Below are 15,873 nucleotides of genomic sequence, written 5' to 3' on the forward strand. Positions count from 1 at the left end.
GCTCAGTCTGGTAGAGCGCTACGTTCGGGACGTAGAGGTCGCAGGTTCGAATCCTGTCTCCCCGACCACTCCGGTGGTCACCAAGAAGCCTGGAAGACGCCATCGTCCTCCGGGTTTTTTTGTGTCTGCCGTCCAGCGACCCGCCGGACGCAACGCCGGAGAGGCGCGCCGCAGCGCGCCGGAAGGTGCCGATAGCGACAGATTGCGCCGACGGGACCTCGCCTCGCCAGCCACGTACAATGATGTCCACTCCCCCACCTGCCGCGTCGGCGTAGACCGATGCCGGCGCTGCACGCCACTGTGGCGGCGTGCGACACCTGCAAGGACCACCATGAGCTCCTCCTCATCCGAATCGCCGTCGCTGCTGCACGGCCGCGTTCTGGCATTCGCCGCCATCCTGCTGGCGGCGGTCAACCTGCGCACTGCCGTCACCTCGATCACCCCGCTGCTGGACGTACTGGGCCAGCAGTTCGGATTCGGCACCACCATGACCGGCGTACTGGGCATGCTGCCGACCGCCTCGTTCGCGCTGTTCGGCGTGGCCACGCCGGCCGTGGCCCGGCGCCTGGGCCTGGAGCGCACCACCCTGCTGGCGATGATCCTGGCCACGGCAGGCCTGCTGCTGCGCTCCAGCGCCGGCAACGTCGGCACCCTGCTGCTGGGCGCGGTCGTCGCGCTGGCTGGAATGGGCATCGGCAACGTGGTGGTGCCGCCGCTGGTGAAGCGCTATTTCGCCAACAAGGTCGGCACCATGAGCACGCTCTACATCAGCGTGCTGCAGCTGGGCACCATGCTGCCGGCACTGCTGGCGGTGCCGGTGGCCAGCGCGGCCGGCTGGCGCGTATCGCTGGGCATGTGGGCATTGCTGGCATTGGCCGCCGCGCTGCCGTGGCTGGTACTGGCCAGGCGCGCGCCGAAGCCGCAGGCCGACGCTGCCGATCCCACCGCGCAGCCTCACGGCAAGGTCTGGCGCACCTCGTTGGGCTGGAGCATGACGCTGATGTTCGGCATGACATCGCTGATGACCTATTCGATGTTCACCTGGCTGCCGCGCATCGTGGTCGAAGCCGGCGCCACACCTGCGTTCGGTGGGGTGATGGTGGCGGTGTTCTCGGCGCTGGGCCTGTTGCCGTCGCTGGTCATTCCGTCGATGGCGGTGCGCCTGCAGAATCCGTTCCCGCTGGTCCTGATCGGCTATTCGTCATTCGTGATCGCCTTTGCCGGCCTGCTGCTGGCCCCCATGAAGGCGCCGCTGCTGTGGGCCTGCCTGCTCGGCGTGGGCCCCTCGACCTTCCCGCTGGCGCTGACCCTGATCAACCTGCGCACGCGTACCCCGACCGGTTCCGCCGCGCTGTCCGGCTTCATGCAGGGCGTGGGTTACAGCTTCAGCTGCCTGGGTCCGTTCCTGGTCGGTTGGCTGCATACCGTCAGCAACGGCTGGACGCTGCCGTTCGGCTTCCTGTTCGGCTGCGCCACGCTGATGCTGTGCGCATCGTGGGTGGCCTGCAAGCCGCGAAAGCTGGAAGACCTCTGGTAAACGGCTCGCCGCCGGCGCAGGCCTGGCGGCTGCCGGGTCAGACCCGCGTCTGACCCTCGCCGCGGACCACGAAGCGCTCGACCGTCAGTGCCTCCAGCCCCATCGGACCATAGGCATGCAGGCGCGTGGTGGAGATGCCGATCTCGCTGCCCAGCCCAAGCTGGCCGCCGTCCGAAAAGCGCGAGGACGCGTTGACCATCACCACCGCCGAGCGCAGCGCATTGACGAACCGCTCGGCATTGACGGCATCGGTGGTCGCGATCACTTCGGTGTGATCGGAGGTATAGCGGCGGATATGCGCGATTGCCGCATCGAGATCATCGACGACGCGCACGGCCAACACCAGATCGAGGAATTCGGCTGCGTAGTCCTCGTCGGTCGCCTCGGTGCTGCCCGGCAGCAACGGACGCGCGTGGGCATCCGCGCGCAGTTGTACGCCCCGTTCGCCAAGCGACTGCGCCACGCGTGGCAGGAACTCCGCCGCCACGCGCCGATGCACCAGCAGCGTCTCCAGTGAATTGCATGCGGCCGGCCGGCTGCACTTGCCATCGACCAGCAGGCCGATGGCCTGGTCGAGATCGGCGCTGGCATCCACGAACAGATGGCAGACGCCCTTGTAGTGCTTGATCACCGGTACGCGCGCGTGTTCGGCGACAAAGCGGATCAGGCCTTCGCCGCCCCGCGGAATCGCCAGGTCGATCAGCTCGTGCAGCTGCAGCAGCTCCAGCATCGCCTCACGCCGCAGGTCGGTCAGTACAGTCACCGCTGCGGGGGGAACACCGTTGGCCTGCAACGCACCGGCCAATGCCTGGGCAATGGCGGTATTGGAATGGATCGCCTCGGAGCCCCCACGCAGGATCACGCCGTTGCCTGCCTTCAGGCACAGTGCGGCCGCTTCGGCGGTCACGTTCGGGCGCGCCTCGTAGATCATCGCGATCACGCCCAGCGGCACCCGCACCTTCTGCACGCGGATGCCATTGGGGCGGACGTCGTTGCGGGTCACCTGCCCGACCGGATCGGGCAACGCGGCAACCTCACGCACCGCGTCGGCCATCGCCAGCAGACGCGGCGGGTCCAGTGCCAGCCGGTCCAGCATGGCACTGCCGACGCCCTTGTCGCGCGCGGCGGCCAGGTCGCGCGCATTGCCGGCCAGGATCTGGCCGGCATTCACTTCCAGTGCCTGTGCCATGGCCTGCAGCAGCGCGCGCCGCGCTTCGCTGTCGAGGCCTGCAACCGCCTGGGCCGCGTCACGGCAGGCGCGTGCCTGTGCTTGGATGTCACTCATCGAGGTGTCCTGCGGTCCGGTCATGGCAGCACCAGATCGTCACGATGGACGACGCTGCCCCCATAGTTGTAGCCCAGTACGGCCTGGATGTCGCGCGAATGGCGGCCAGCGATGCGGCGCACGTCGTCAGCCGCGTACTGGCTGACACCACGGGCAACGCAGACCCGCCCTTCGGCGGTGTTCCAGCACACCTGCACCATGTCGCCCCGGCGGAAATCACCGTCGGCACCGGTGATGCCACCGGGCAGCAGCGAGGCGCCCTTCTCGCGCATCGCCTGCGCCGCGCCCGCGTCGATCACGATCGCGCCATCGGCCAGGGGGGCATGGCGCAGCCAGTGCTTGCGCGCCGCTTCACGGCTGCGTGCGGCATGGATCCGGGTGCCGAACAGGCGATCCTGCGCCAGCGCGCGCACCACCTCGCCGCTGCGGCCGTTGAACAGATAGGTTTCGATACCCAGCCGGCCGGCCTTGGCTGCGGCCTCCAGCTTGGTACGCATGCCCCCGGTGCCCGCGCGCGAGCCGGCGCCGCCGGCCATCGCCAGCACGTCCGGGCCCAGTTCCAGCACATCGTGCAGCGGCCGTGCGTCGGCCACGGTGCGCGGATCGGCGCTGTACAGGCCATCGATGTCGGTGGCGATGAACAATGCGTCGGCATCGACCAGCGCCGCCACGGTCGCGGCCAGGTTGTCGTTGTCGCCGAGCTTGAGTTCATCCACCGAGACGGTGTCGTTCTCGTTCACCACCGGCAGCGCACCCAGCCGCAGCAGTTCGGTGAGGGTGGCGCGGGCGTTGAGGTAGCGGCGGCGGTTGCGCAGGTCGTCGTGGGTCAGCAGCACCTGCGCGACCGGGCGCTCGAAGAAGCGTTGCCACAGGCCGATCAGCTGCGCCTGGCCAAGCGCAGCCAGTGCCTGCCGCGCAGCCATCGCAGCGCCCGGCGCATCGGCACGCGGCAGGATCGCGCGGCCGGCGGCGACCGCGCCGGACGAGACGATCACCACTTCGCGGCCGGCCAGCACATTGGCCGAGACGAACTGGGCCAGGCCCAGCGCATGGCGTGGTGACAGGCCGCCTCCATCGGCAGCGAGCAGGCTGCTGCCCACCTTCAGGACGGCACGTCGCCATGGCGGCAGCGCCTGTTCGGGAAACGGCGAAGCGACGGGGGCGGCGTGCGGGGTCATGGCCGGGCTCTCAGCGGGTATTCCATTCGTGCACGGTCAGCTCGGAGGCCTGCATCGTCACCAGCGGATCCGTGGCGACGATAGCCTGCGCCTGTGCGAGGCTCTCCACGTTGCACAGCACGTAGGCACCGCCGCTGCCGTCGGCGAAACCACCGGTGAGCTGCAGTTGGCCCTGCGCACGCAGTCCATCGAGGAAATCCAGATGCGGCTGCACAGCGGTGGCACTGAAGCCGGGCCGGCGCATGGCCAGGACCAGATAGACGGTGCCCGCCATCAGGACAGCGCCTGCCAGCGCGCGCGCAGCTCATCCAGGCGCAGGTCCGATGCCGAACCCGGCGAGACACGCGCGGCCAGGCTGCCCTCCGGCGTGCGTCCCTGCCCTGCGCTGTCGGCACCTGCCGCGGCGGCCTTGTAGGCGTCGCGGAACGGCACGCCGGCCACGGCGGCCTCGACCGCGACGTCGGTGGCATACATGCCGGAGTCGATCGCCGCGCGCAGCCTGTCCTCGCGCCATTCCAGGTTGGCCAGCAGCGCCGGCAGCAGTTCCAGCGCGGCCAGGCCGCGACCGAAGCCGTGGAAGATGGCCCCCTTGGACGACTGCAGATCACGATGGTAGCCGGACGGCAGCGACAGCAGCTGTTCGATTTCGGTGCGCGCCGCAGCAACGCTGGCGTGGGTGGCACGCATCAGTTCGATCACATCGGGGTTGCGCTTGTTCGGCATGATCGAGCTGCCGGTGGTGTACTGCGCCGGCAGTGCGACGAAGCCGAATTCGGCGCTGGTGAACAGCGACAGGTCCCAGGCGATGCGACGCAGGTCCAGGGTAGCGCCACCCAGCGCCTCCAGGGCGGCCAGCTCGAACTTGCCGCGCGACAGCTGTGCATAGATCGGTGATACCTGCATGCGCGCGAAACCGAGCGCAGCCGTGGTGTGTTCACGGTCCAGCGGCAGGTTCACGCCATACCCGGCGGCGGTACCCAGCGGGTTGGCATCGACCAGCGCATGGGTGTCACGTGCACGGATGGCATTGTCGATGAAGGCTTCCGCCCAGCCGGCCCACCACATGCCCGCCGAGGACACGACGGCTCGCTGGATGTGCGTATAGCCCGGCACCGGCAGGTCCTTTTCCGCCTGAGCGCGGTCGAGCGCGACCTTGGCCACCTCGGCGCTGAGCTGGGCGACGCGCTGCAGCTTTTCCTTCAGCCACAGGCGCGTGGCGACCAGGATCTGGTCATTCCGGCTGCGACCGGTGTGGATCTTGCGGCCGGCATCACCCAACCGCTCGGTCAGGCGCGCTTCGATCGCCGAGTGACCGTCTTCATAGCGCGTATCCAGCACGAAACGGCCTGCGCGGAAGTCGTCTGCCAGCACCTCCAGCTCGCGCAGCAGGCCCTCCAGCTCGCTGGCGGCGAGGATGCCGATGTGCTGCAGGCCCTGTGCATGCGCGGCGCTGGCCGCGATGTCATGCAGGAAGAACTCACGGTCGAGGATTACGTCATCGCCGGCGAGGAAGGTCTGGATCTGGGCGTCGACAGCGACGCCGGGTTTCTGCCAAAGAAGGTCTGCCATGGGGGCTCCGGATGCGGGTTCAGTGCGGGATCGACGTCAGTTCGTCGATGCCCAGCGCAAGGTTGAGATTCTGCATGGCCTGGGTGGCCGCGCCCTTCAGCAGGTTGTCCAGGGTCGCCACCACCACTACCCGCTTGCCACCCGGGGCCAGGGTGAAGCCACCGATCTGGGCACCGTGGCGGCCGGCGATGCGGCTGACCCACGGCGCGTCATCCACCACCTCGATGAGTGCTTCGCCGGCATAGGCCTGCTGGAAACGCTCGACGATCTGCTCGCGCGTCTGTGCGCGGTTCAACCACAGATTGGCGGTCAGGGTGATGCCGCGGAAATGGGGCGCCACATGCGGCATGAACTCCACTGCCACCCCCAGCTGCACCGACACCTCGCGCTCGTGCACGTGGTTGGTCAGCGCGTACGGCATCAGGTTGTCGGCCAGCAGTTCGACGTTGTTCTTGTCGGAGGGCGTGGTGCCCGCACCGGAGTAGCCGGACACGCCGAAGCACTGCGGGGGCCCGGCCAGCAGGTCCAGCAGCGGATGGATCGCCAGCTGCATCGCGGTGGCGTAGCAGCCAGGATTGCTGATGTGCTTCTGCCCGGTGTAGCGACCGCGGGTCAGCTCCGGCAGACCGTAGTACCAGCTGTGATCGAAGCGGTAATCGGCCGACAGGTCCACGATCACCGTATCGGGCCGGGCGCTTTCAAGCGCGGCCACGAACGGTGCGGCCAGGCCATTGGGCAGCGCCAGGATCACCGCGTCCACGCCCTTGGCCGCCACCGCGTCGGCGTCGAGGTTCTCGTAGCGCAGATCACCCTGCACTTCCGGGTGATGGTCAGACAGGCGCTGCCCTGCACGTTCGCGCGAGGATACGAACGCCAGGCGCAGGCGCGGATGCGCGGCAACGAGCTTGATCAGTTCGGCACCGGTATGGCCGCGGGCACCGATGATGCCCAGGGAGAAAATCGAATCGTTCATGCGTGGCTGTCCAGACGGTACTGCAGGTGGCGCTTCACGCCCTGCCATTCCGCATCGATGATGGAAAAGATGACGGTGTCGCGCGGCGTGCCGTCGGCATGCCGTTTGTGGTTGCGCAGCACGCCATCCTGCTTGGCCCCCAGGCGGGCGATGGCGGTGCGCGAGGTGGTGTTGAACCAGCTGGTTTCCAGCACCACGCTGATGCAGCCCATGACTTCGAAGGCATGCTGCAGCAGCAACAGCTTGGCCTCGGTATTGGCACCGGTACGCTGCGCGCGCGGTGCATACCAGGTATAACCGAGACTGAGCCTGGGCACGGCGGCATCCAGGTCATACAAGCGGGTGCTGCCGACGATGTCGCCAGCGGCATCACGGATGACGAAGGGCAGCACCCTGCCCTCCGCCTGCGCCTGCAGTGCGGCCTGTACGTAGGCGCCTGCCTGTGCCGGCGCCGGCACCTGGGTGTACCAGAGCCGGTCCAGTCCGCTGCCCTCCAGCGCGGCACGCAGGCCGTCCACGTGTCCCTGCTGCAAGGGCTGCAGCGTCACATGCTGGCCGCGCAGGGTCGGCACCGTCGCCCAGGTGTCGGTGACGGTCATCGTTCAGCCCTGCAGGCTCGGTGCGCGTGCAGCGCAGTGATCGACATAGGTGCGGATGCGGTCGATGCCATCGGCACCGAACCAGAACACCTTCCACTGGTCCTGCTTGTAGCAGCCGTCGGATTCGGCGTAGTAGAAGTGATTGATCGGATTGCCGTGACGCGAGCGCCAGAACAGCTGAGGCGTTTCCTCCAGCATCACGTTCCAGACCGCACGCCCCAGGCCCTCGCCCTGCGCATCATCGAGCACGGCGAACTTGTCCAGATAGACACCTTCGGCCTCGTTGGTCAGGATGACGGCCGTCCGATAGTTCTCGCTGACGTACGCGCGCAGCAGCCTGGTCTTCTGGAAGTAGTCCGGCACCAGGGTGCGGCCGAAGCTGGATTCGATCAGGCCCTTCAGGCGTGGCAGATCCAACTCGTCCCACGTGGCCGCACGCAGCACCTTCTCGCCCTTGCGCACCAGCGTGCCTGAGCCCTTGTGGGTGAACAGTTCCTTGGCCAGATCGGCCGGGCGGGTGATCGACACCGACGATTCCAGCGGCAAGCGATCGAGCAGATCCTTGATCTGTTCGATCTTGACCTTCATGCCGCCGTGGATCCACGGCTGTGCGATCAGGTGGTCGTACTCGGTGGACAGGTTGATCGAATCGATGACGTTGCCCGCCTCGTCCAGCAGGCCACCGGTACCGGTCAGGAAGATGATCTTGTACGGCTGCAGTTCCTGCACCAGTTCGTTGGCGGCAAAGTCGGCATTGACGTTCAGGATCTGTCCGCCGGCGGTCTCACCCAGGCTGGTGATGACCGGGATCGATCCGGCGCGCAGGCTGGCTTCGATCGGCGCCAGGTTGACCTTCTTCACTTCACCGACCAGGCCGTAGGTGTCCACGTCCAGGTACTCGGCCTCGAACACGCCACCGGTGATCGAGGTGGCACGCGCTCCATTCTGCTGCAGGGCTTCGACCAGGCGCAGGTTGGATTGCTGGAACACCCGGCGCACGATCGCCAGTGCTTCCGGCGAGGTCACGCGCAGGCCGTTGACGGTCTGCTTCTCGATGCCAGCAGCGGACAGCTCGGCGTCCAGCTGAGGGCCGGCACCGTGCAGCACGATCGGGGTCAGCCCGACTTCCTGCAGGAAGGACAGCGAGGAGGTCAGCGCTTCAAGATCGTCGCGCAGCACGGCGCCACCGACCTTGACCACGGCGAAGCGCTTGGCGTCCAGCTGCGAGAAGCGCTTGAGGTACTGGCTGATCTCCTTCGCGCTGGCCATGCTGGACAGCAGGCGCACGATGGTCTGACGGGTCTGGCGGTGGGGCTGGAGGGCAGGAGACATTTCGGTTTCGTCACGGGCGGCGGTCGCCGCGTTGCAGTTCCACCATGCCGGGGCATGGTGGCGTTGTGGGGTTGATCAGGCGCCGGCGCCGATGATGCGGTGCACGGCGTCGGTATAGCGTTGCAGCTGCTCCAGCGTCACGAACTCATCGGCCGTGTGGGCCTGGGCAATGTCGCCGGGGCCGAACACCAGCGTGGTATAGCCTGCCGCGGAGAACAGCGAGGCCTCGGTCCAGAAGTCCACCGCGTTGCCGATCGGCAGCTCCAGCGCATCGGCCACGTCACGCGCCAGCAGACGGCGGTTCTCGGCTTCGGCGATGTCACCGGCCGGGAGGCTGGGGCCACGGAAGGTTTCGGTGAACAGCGCGGCTTCCGGTTCGGCAAGACCCGCGAAGGTCGCCAGCAGCGCATCGATGTCCATCGAGGGCAAGGGGCGGAAGCCGAAACGCACTTCGGCTGCCGGTGCGATCATGTTGGCCTTGATCCCGCCTTCGACGCGCCCCATGTTGAAACGCAGGCCGGTCAGGCCACCGAAGCGTGCAGATGCAAGGGAATCCACATGATCCAGGGCCCGATTGCCCCAGCGCATCGCCTGGTGCAGCGCACTGGCGGCGGCATCCTGCCTGCCGGACGCATGGCCCGCACGGCCGGCGAACTGCATCAGCACCGAGCTGATGCCACGGTGCGCGAGCACGGCCTCGCTCATGGTCGGCTCGGCCACCAGCACCGCGTCATAGGCAATGCCACGGGCCAGGAACGCGGCGATGCAGCGTGGATCGTTTGCTTCCTCGTCGCTGGAGAACAGGAACGCGGCGTCGCCGTCACTGGCATTGGCCGCAGCCACCAGCGCCGCCGCAGCGCCCTTGATGTCACACACGCCCAGGCCGACCACACGATCGTCCAGGCGGCGCATCACGTGCGGGTCGGCAGTCCAGTGTGGCGAATCCGGCACCGTGTCCAGATGCACGTTGAACAGGTACTTCGGTGTGCCGCGCACGGCATACAGGCTGACCGCACCGGCCCCGTGATCGATCACTTCAACGGTGAAACCCGGCAGGTTGGCGCGCAGGTAATCGAAGATGCCGGCGGTGCTGATCGCGCGCGGTGGGTTGCGGGTGTCGAAGGACACCAGGGCCTGCAGGTGATCGAGTGTCTGTTCAAGCATGAATCAACAGTTCCTGTGAAATTCCGCCGGGCATGGCCCGGCGCTACCGTATCGCCTCTGCTGGAGCGCCCCAGCGCAATCGCGGTCAACCGCGATTGACCTGCGCGTACAGCGTGGAGCTCATGCCGAACAGCTTGATGAAGCCTTCCGCCTCTTCCACGCCCCAGTCGGCCGACTGCGCATAGGTGGCGCCCTTGGTGTTGAGCAGATGCGGCGACTTCACCGCCACCGCGTCCACGCGCCCACCACGGGTCTCCAGTACCACTTCGCCGTTGACCTTGGCCTGCGAGGACTTCAGGAACGCTTCGATGTCGGTCTTCAGCGGGTCGTGATAGAAGCCTTCGTAGACCAGCTCCACCCACTTGCGCGCCACGTCCGGCTTGAAGCGGTTCTGCTGCTTGGTCAACACCGCGTCTTCCAGCGCGCGGTGGGCGGCCAGCAGCGAAACCAGGCCAGGGGCCTCGAACACGATGCGACCCTTCAGGCCGATCACGGTGTCGCCGGTGTACACGCCACGGCCCACGCCGTAGGGAGCGAACAGCTTGTTGAGCTGTGCCAGGATCTGGTCGCCCGGCAATGCCTTGCCGTCGAGCTCGACCGCTTCGCCCTCGACGAACTTCAGGGTGACGGTCAGCGCCTGTTCCGGCCATTCACTGCGCGGCGAGCACCAGCCACGTGCGCCCTCGCCCGGAGCTTCCCAGCGGTCGATCTCGCCACCGGACATGGTCACGCCCAGCAGGTTCTCATTGATGGTGTAGGCCTGCTGCTTGGCGCGCACGCCGAAACCACGCTCTTCCAGGTACTTCTGTTCGTAGGCGCGGGTCTGGGTGTGCTCCTTCTGGATCTCGCGGATCGGCGCGATGATCTGGTAGTCGCCCAGCGCCTTCACCGCCAGATCGAAGCGGACCTGGTCGTTGCCCATGCCGGTGCAGCCGTGGGCGATGATGTTGGTGCCCAGCTCGGCGGCACGCTTCAGCGCGGCATCGACGATCAGGTAGCGGTCCGAGACCAGCAGCGGGTACTGGCCCTGGTAGCCCTCGCCCGCCCACACGAACGGCTTGACGAAGCCCTCCCAGATGGCCGGGCCACCGTTGACGGTGACATGGCTGGTCACGCCCAGCTCGGCGGCACGCTTCTCGATGAAATCACGCTCTTCATCATCCACGCCGCCGGTGTCGGCGAACACGGTATGCACGTTGTAGCCGCGCTCCTGCAGGTACGGCACGCAGAAGCTGGTATCGAGGCCACCGGAGAAGGCGAGGACGACGTCTTTGTTGCTCATGGGGGGTAATGTCCTGGTAGCGCCGGGCCATGCCCGGCGGGGTTTTTGAATGGGAAAGAATCAGCGCCCGGCAACCGCCGCCATGATCGCCTTCTGTACGTGCAGGCGGTTCTCGGCCTCGTTGATGGCGATGCACTGCGGCGAGTCCATCACCGCGTCGGTCGCCTTCACGTTGCGGCGCAGCGGCAGGCAGTGGCTGAAGACACCGTTGTTGGTCAGTGCCATCTTGCGTTCGTCGACGATGAAGTGCTTGAACTGGTCGCGGATCGGCTTTTCCGGCTCCCAGTTGCCGAAGAACGGCAGCGCGCCCCAGCTCTTGGCGTAGACCACATCGGCACCGGCGTAGGCGCTGTCGATGTCATGGCTGATCTTCAGCGAACCGCCGCTCTCGGCCACGTTCTGCTCGGCCCAGCCCATGTAGCGGTCGTCGAGAATGTAGTCGGCGGTCGGGCACAGCAGGGTCACGTCCATGCCCATGCGGGTGGCGATGGTCAGCGCCGAGTTGGCCACGGCGGTATTCAGCGGCTTGGGATGATAGGTCCAGGTCAGCACGTACTTCTTGCCGCGCAGGTCCTGGGTGCCGAAGTGCTCCTGCAGCGCCATCACGTGAGCCAGTTCCTGGCACGGGTGGGTGATGGTCTCCATGTTGATCACCGGCACCGGCGAATACCTGGCGAAGCTGTTGAGCACGATGTCCTGGCGGTCATAGGCCCAGTCCACGAACTTCGGGAACGCGCGCACGGCGATGATGTCGCAGTAGCGGCCCAGCACCTTGGCCACTTCGGCGATATGTTCTTCGGTATCGCCGTCCATCACCGTACCGAGGTTGAACTCGATCGGCCACGCATCCTTGCCCGGTTGCAGCACCACCGCGTGCGCACCCAGCTGGAACGCGCCCAGCTCGAAGCTGGTGCGGGTGCGCATCGACGGATTGAAGAACACCAGCGCGATCGACTTGCCCTTGAGCTGGTCGCCGAGCTTGTTGCGCTTGAACAGCGCTGCCTGGGTCAGCAGCGCATCAAGCTCGCTGCGGCTCCAGTCCTGGGTGTTCAGGAAGTGCTTGGGGGACATCATCTTTCCTTGCGTGGCGGCGTCAGGTTCGACGCGGTGGAAGGGAAATGCGGAAACCAAAGGTGGGGTGAAATCGTTGCAGTTGAAGCTTTCAGGAAGCGGAAACGAAAAAACCCAGCCGGCGGGCTGGGTTTCTATCGGACGAACAGCAAAAAGCTCCGGTTACCCAGCGAGAATGTGGGGTTCCGGTCGACGGGCACGCGAGGTCATACCCGACGCCTGTCGGGCTGCGCTGCTGTCGTGCTGGAAGTCGGTGAGCTTCATGGCCGGGCATCTTTGCACGCGGCCGGCGCCGGCGCAAGGGGCCGGGGTCCCAGAATCAGGGATTGCTGGCGGTGCCCTGCTCCGGGCCGACCCAGGGCGTGATCGAGACCCGGACCTTGAGCCGGTTGCCAGGGTCTTCCGGCAGGCGCGAGCGGTACTTGGTGCCCCTGTAGACGTAATCCACGTCGTAGGCGATGGGCCGACGGAACTCGCGCCCGACGGGAACGATCCGGCAGTCGCGGGTCAGCATCGGCCCGTTGTTGGTGGGACCGGTGGGCGCGGTGGGCGCCTCGGCTGCGGTCTCGTCCACCGCCTCCTCGTCGCTGCGCTTGAACATCGAGCGCACCGAGTCCCAGAAGCGGCTGATCCGGCCCTTGTCCTCCGTCGGCTCCTCGCCGGTGACGTTCACCGGGGCCAGGGTCCGGGTCGACACCGGCTCGCAGTGCTCCTCGGTCCGGGTCGCGCGCAGGGTCTGGAACACCGGCTCGACGTTCAGCACCTGGGCGTAGTCGAACTTCACGTTCTCCACGATCACCACCCGATTGCGGGGCTCCCCCTCCTGTGCCAGAGCCACGGCCGGCAACGCCGACAGCCAGGCCAGGGTCAGCAACGCGGTGGATTTCATTGGCGACGGGAGCAAGGACACGGCAATAGTGTAGGCAGTGACGAGCGCAAGGGGCTGAACATTACCCGTCCGCGCCGCTCCTGCCCACCCCACCTGGGTGGCCCCCGGGTCCACCGGTGGCAGGCGGTCGCCCCAAAGGGGGCCGACACGTTCTAAAATCGCAGGCTTGTCCCCCAGCCACACCCCCATGACCCTGCGCCTGCACAACAACCTGACACGCCAGCTCGAACCGTTCATTCCGCTCGACCCGGCCTGTCCGACCCTGTATGTGTGCGGCCCGACGGTCTACAACTACGTGCACATCGGCAATGCCCGTGGGCCGGTGGTGTTCGGCGTGCTGGCCGACCTGCTGCGGCGGCGTTTCGGCGCCCTGCGCTACGCCCGCAACATCACCGACGTGGATGACAAGATCAACACGGCCGCGCGCGAACAGGGGGTGCCGATCAGCACCATCACCGACCGTTTCGCCGCCGCCTACCGCGAGGACATGGCCGCGCTGGGCGTGGTGCCGCCGGACATCGAACCGGAAGTGACCGCGCACATGCCGCAGATCATCACCATGATCGAGCAGCTCATCGCCAACGGTCATGCCTATGCCGCCGAGGGCCACGTGCTGTTCGCCGTTGCCAGCTTCGATGGCTACGGCAAGCTCTCCCGCCGCGACCCGGAAGAAATGCTGGCCGGCGCCCGCGTCGATGTCGCGCCGTACAAGCGCGATCCAGGCGATTTCGTGCTGTGGAAGCCGTCCACCGACGACCTGCCGGGCTGGGCGTCGCCGTGGGGCCGTGGCCGCCCCGGCTGGCACATCGAATGCTCGGCGATGGCTGCCGCCCATCTGGGCGAGACCATCGACATCCATGCCGGTGGTGTCGACCTGCAGTTCCCGCACCACGAGAACGAAATCGCGCAGAGCGAATGCGCCCATGGCGGAAAGATCTTCGCCCGCTTCTGGCTGCACAACGGCATGCTCAATTTCGGCGGTGCCAAGATGAGCAAGTCGCTGGGCAACATCGAACGCGTGCACGACCTGGTGCGCCAGCACCCGCCGGAAGCGCTGCGCCTGGCCCTGCTGTCGGCCCACTACCGGCAGCCGCTGGACTGGTCCGACGCGCTGATCGAACAGTCGGTGCGCACGCTGGACCGCCTCTACGGCACCCTGCGCGAGCTCGCCGCGGTTCCGGCCGTGGCGGTGATCCCGGCCACGATCGAGGCAACCCTGGATGACGACCTCAACACGCCGCAGGCACTGGCCGAACTGGCGCGCATCGCCGCCGAAGCACGCCGCGCCATCGAGCCGGCCGAACAGGCGCGCCTGAAAGGCGAGCTGCTCGGTGCGGGTCTGGCGCTGGGCCTGCTGCAGGCCGACCCGGCGCAGTGGTTCGGCACCGTTGCCCACGATGATGGCGAGGATGCGCGCATCCAGGGCCTCATCGATGAACGCGCCGCCGCCAAGAAGGCGCGTGACTTCGCCCGCTCCGACGCCATCCGCGACCAGCTGGCCGCCGAAGGCATCGTGCTGGAAGACACCCCGCAGGGCGTGCGCTGGTCGCGCAAGCGCGGCTGATCCGCGCCCGCCACGCCCCCACCGAAGAGATTGCAGTGATCGACTCCCCGTTCCCGCTTGAACCCACCACCGCCGAGGCCCAGGCCGCCATCGCCGAGGAATTCGGCTTCTTCGGCGACTGGTCCGAGCGCTACCAGTACCTGATCGACCTCGGCCGCAAGCTGCCGGCCTTCCCCGAAGAGTGGAAGACCGAAGAACACCGCCTGCTCGGCTGCCAGTCGATGGTCTGGATCGTTCCGGAAGGCAATGCGCAGTCGCTGCGCTTCCACGCCATCAGTGATTCGGCGATCGTCTCCGGCCTGATCTTCCTGGCCCTGCGTGTCTATTCCGGGCGCTCGGCACAGGAAATCCTGGACACGCAGCCGAGCTACATCCAGGACATCGGCCTGGCCCGCCATCTTTCGCCGACCCGCAGCAACGGCGTCGCAGCGATGCTGGCCTTCATCCGCGAGACGGCGCAGGCCCAGCTGCAGCGCGGACACCCGTGAGCGGGACCGCCCCGGCCGAAGACACGGCGCTGGGCCTGCTGGCCCGGCCGGGCTTCGCCAAGCTGCTGGCCTACCGCATCTTCGCCATGTTGTCCTACCAGGTGGTGGCCGTCACCGTCGGCTGGCACATCTACGAAGTTACCCGCAATCCGTTCTCGCTGGGCCTGATCGGTCTGGCCGAAGTGCTGCCGTTCTTCTGCGTGGCCCCGTTCGCCGGCTATCTGGTCGACCATCTACCGCGGCGCAAGCTGGGAATGGTCGCCTGCTCCGGCCTGATCGCCACCGCACTGGTACTGACCAGCGTCGCCATGGGCTGGCTGCCGTTCCACGGCGTATGGCCGATCTATGCGGCGATCGCACTGACCGGCATGGTCCGTGCCTTTCTTTCGCCGATCTACAATGCATTGTTCGCCCGCGTGCTGGCGCGCGAGCAGTTCGCGCGCGGTGCGGGACTGGGCGCCGTGGTGTTCCAGGCCGGCATGGTGGTGGGTCCGGCGCTGGGCGGCGTACTGGTCGGCCTGGGAGGCAAGGGGCTGTCCTATGGCGTGGCGACGGCCTTCGCGCTGGTGGCAGTGGCCTGCCTGGCCACGCTGAAGGTGGAGGAACCGGTGCACAGCGGCCCCGCAGCACCGATCTTCCAGAGCATCGCCGAAGGTGCGCGCTTCGTGGTCGGCAACCGCATCATGGTCGGCGCGATGGCGCTGGACATGTTCTCGGTGCTGCTGGGCGGTGTGGTGGCAATGCTGCCCGCCTTCCTGCATGAGATCCTGCACCATGGACCCGAAGGGCTGGGCATCCTGCGCGCTGCGCCCGCTCTGGGCTCGATCGGCGTGGGCCTGTGGCTTGCCCGGCACCCCCTGCACCGCAACGCCGGCCGGGTGCTGTTGTCTGCGGTCGCGGGCTTCGGGCTGTGCGTGATCGGTTTCGGGCTGTCGCAGCACT

Annotated in this window: 15 protein-coding genes; 4 read left to right on the plus strand and 11 right to left on the minus strand. The window is 67.2% G+C overall.

Features of this window, described 5'->3' with window-relative positions:
• Positions 1–331 precede the first annotated feature (331 nt).
• Entirely contained in the window at positions 332–1,537 is a 1,206-nt protein-coding gene (locus QMZ25_RS13310) for an MFS transporter (protein ID WP_053519699.1), read from the plus strand.
• Between the two features lie 37 nt (positions 1,538–1,574).
• Here the strand turns inward: QMZ25_RS13310 and QMZ25_RS13315 are convergent, their stop codons facing one another.
• The 11 genes from QMZ25_RS13315 to QMZ25_RS13365 all read right to left on the minus strand — a co-directional run bounded on the left by QMZ25_RS13315 (position 1,575) and on the right by QMZ25_RS13365 (position 12,879).
• Positions 1,575–2,846, minus strand: coding sequence for a glutamate-5-semialdehyde dehydrogenase (locus QMZ25_RS13315; RefSeq protein WP_283219758.1), 1,272 nt, complete (start codon positions 2,844–2,846; stop codon positions 1,575–1,577).
• On the minus strand, positions 2,843–4,000 hold the full coding sequence (proB, locus tag QMZ25_RS13320) for a glutamate 5-kinase (protein WP_065175498.1): 1,158 nt from the start codon (positions 3,998–4,000) through the stop codon (positions 2,843–2,845). Before proB ends, QMZ25_RS13315 begins: the two co-directional genes overlap by 4 nt.
• A 10-nt stretch (positions 4,001–4,010) precedes the next feature.
• Positions 4,011–4,274: a YciI family protein gene (locus QMZ25_RS13325; protein WP_053519696.1), complete on the minus strand. Its 264-nt coding sequence runs from the start codon at positions 4,272–4,274 to the stop codon at positions 4,011–4,013.
• Positions 4,274–5,569 carry an argininosuccinate lyase gene (gene argH / locus QMZ25_RS13330; RefSeq protein WP_065181935.1) on the minus strand — a complete coding sequence of 432 codons (1,296 nt, stop codon included), beginning with the start codon at positions 5,567–5,569 and terminating at the stop codon, positions 4,274–4,276. Before argH ends, QMZ25_RS13325 begins: the two co-directional genes overlap by 1 nt.
• Positions 5,570–5,588: 19 nt before the next feature.
• A complete protein-coding gene (gene argC, locus QMZ25_RS13335) occupies positions 5,589–6,542 on the minus strand; it encodes an N-acetyl-gamma-glutamyl-phosphate reductase (RefSeq protein ID WP_053519694.1) in 954 nt (317 codons plus the stop codon).
• Positions 6,539–7,141: a GNAT family protein gene (locus QMZ25_RS13340; RefSeq protein WP_283219759.1), complete on the minus strand. Its 603-nt coding sequence runs from the start codon at positions 7,139–7,141 to the stop codon at positions 6,539–6,541. Before QMZ25_RS13340 ends, argC begins: the two co-directional genes overlap by 4 nt.
• Before the next feature lie 3 nt (positions 7,142–7,144).
• Positions 7,145–8,473: an acetylglutamate kinase gene (locus tag QMZ25_RS13345; RefSeq protein ID WP_053519692.1), complete on the minus strand. Its 1,329-nt coding sequence runs from the start codon at positions 8,471–8,473 to the stop codon at positions 7,145–7,147.
• A gap of 75 nt (positions 8,474–8,548) precedes the next feature.
• On the minus strand, positions 8,549–9,637 hold the full coding sequence (locus tag QMZ25_RS13350) for an acetylornithine deacetylase (RefSeq protein ID WP_283219760.1): 1,089 nt from the start codon (positions 9,635–9,637) through the stop codon (positions 8,549–8,551).
• An 85-nt stretch (positions 9,638–9,722) separates the two neighbouring features.
• Positions 9,723–10,919 (minus strand): argininosuccinate synthase, encoded by a 1,197-nt coding sequence (locus QMZ25_RS13355; protein WP_053519690.1) that lies wholly within the window; start codon positions 10,917–10,919, stop codon positions 9,723–9,725.
• Positions 10,920–10,979: 60 nt separating this feature from the next.
• On the minus strand, positions 10,980–11,990 hold the full coding sequence (locus tag QMZ25_RS13360; protein WP_053519689.1) for an N-acetylornithine carbamoyltransferase: 1,011 nt from the start codon (positions 11,988–11,990) through the stop codon (positions 10,980–10,982).
• Between the two features lie 319 nt (positions 11,991–12,309).
• Positions 12,310–12,879, minus strand: a complete 570-nt coding sequence (locus tag QMZ25_RS13365) for a hypothetical protein (RefSeq protein WP_193396139.1) — start codon at positions 12,877–12,879, stop codon at positions 12,310–12,312.
• A 187-nt stretch (positions 12,880–13,066) separates the two neighbouring features.
• Here QMZ25_RS13365 and cysS point away from each other — a divergent pair, with 187 nt between their 5' ends.
• From cysS to QMZ25_RS13380, 3 genes are all read left to right on the plus strand, one after another.
• Entirely contained in the window at positions 13,067–14,443 is a 1,377-nt protein-coding gene (gene cysS / locus QMZ25_RS13370) for a cysteine--tRNA ligase (RefSeq protein ID WP_065181932.1), read from the plus strand.
• Positions 14,444–14,478: 35 nt separating this feature from the next.
• Positions 14,479–14,931 (plus strand): SufE family protein, encoded by a 453-nt coding sequence (locus QMZ25_RS13375; protein ID WP_053519686.1) that lies wholly within the window; start codon positions 14,479–14,481, stop codon positions 14,929–14,931.
• The coding region (locus QMZ25_RS13380) for an MFS transporter (RefSeq protein ID WP_283219761.1) at positions 14,928–15,873 on the plus strand (946 nt) is incomplete at its 3' end. The genes QMZ25_RS13375 and QMZ25_RS13380, both read left to right, overlap by 4 nt.

It is taken from the genome of Stenotrophomonas sp. RS-48 (assembly GCF_030053245.1).
Lineage (GTDB): Bacteria > Pseudomonadota > Gammaproteobacteria > Xanthomonadales > Xanthomonadaceae > Stenotrophomonas > Stenotrophomonas maltophilia_P.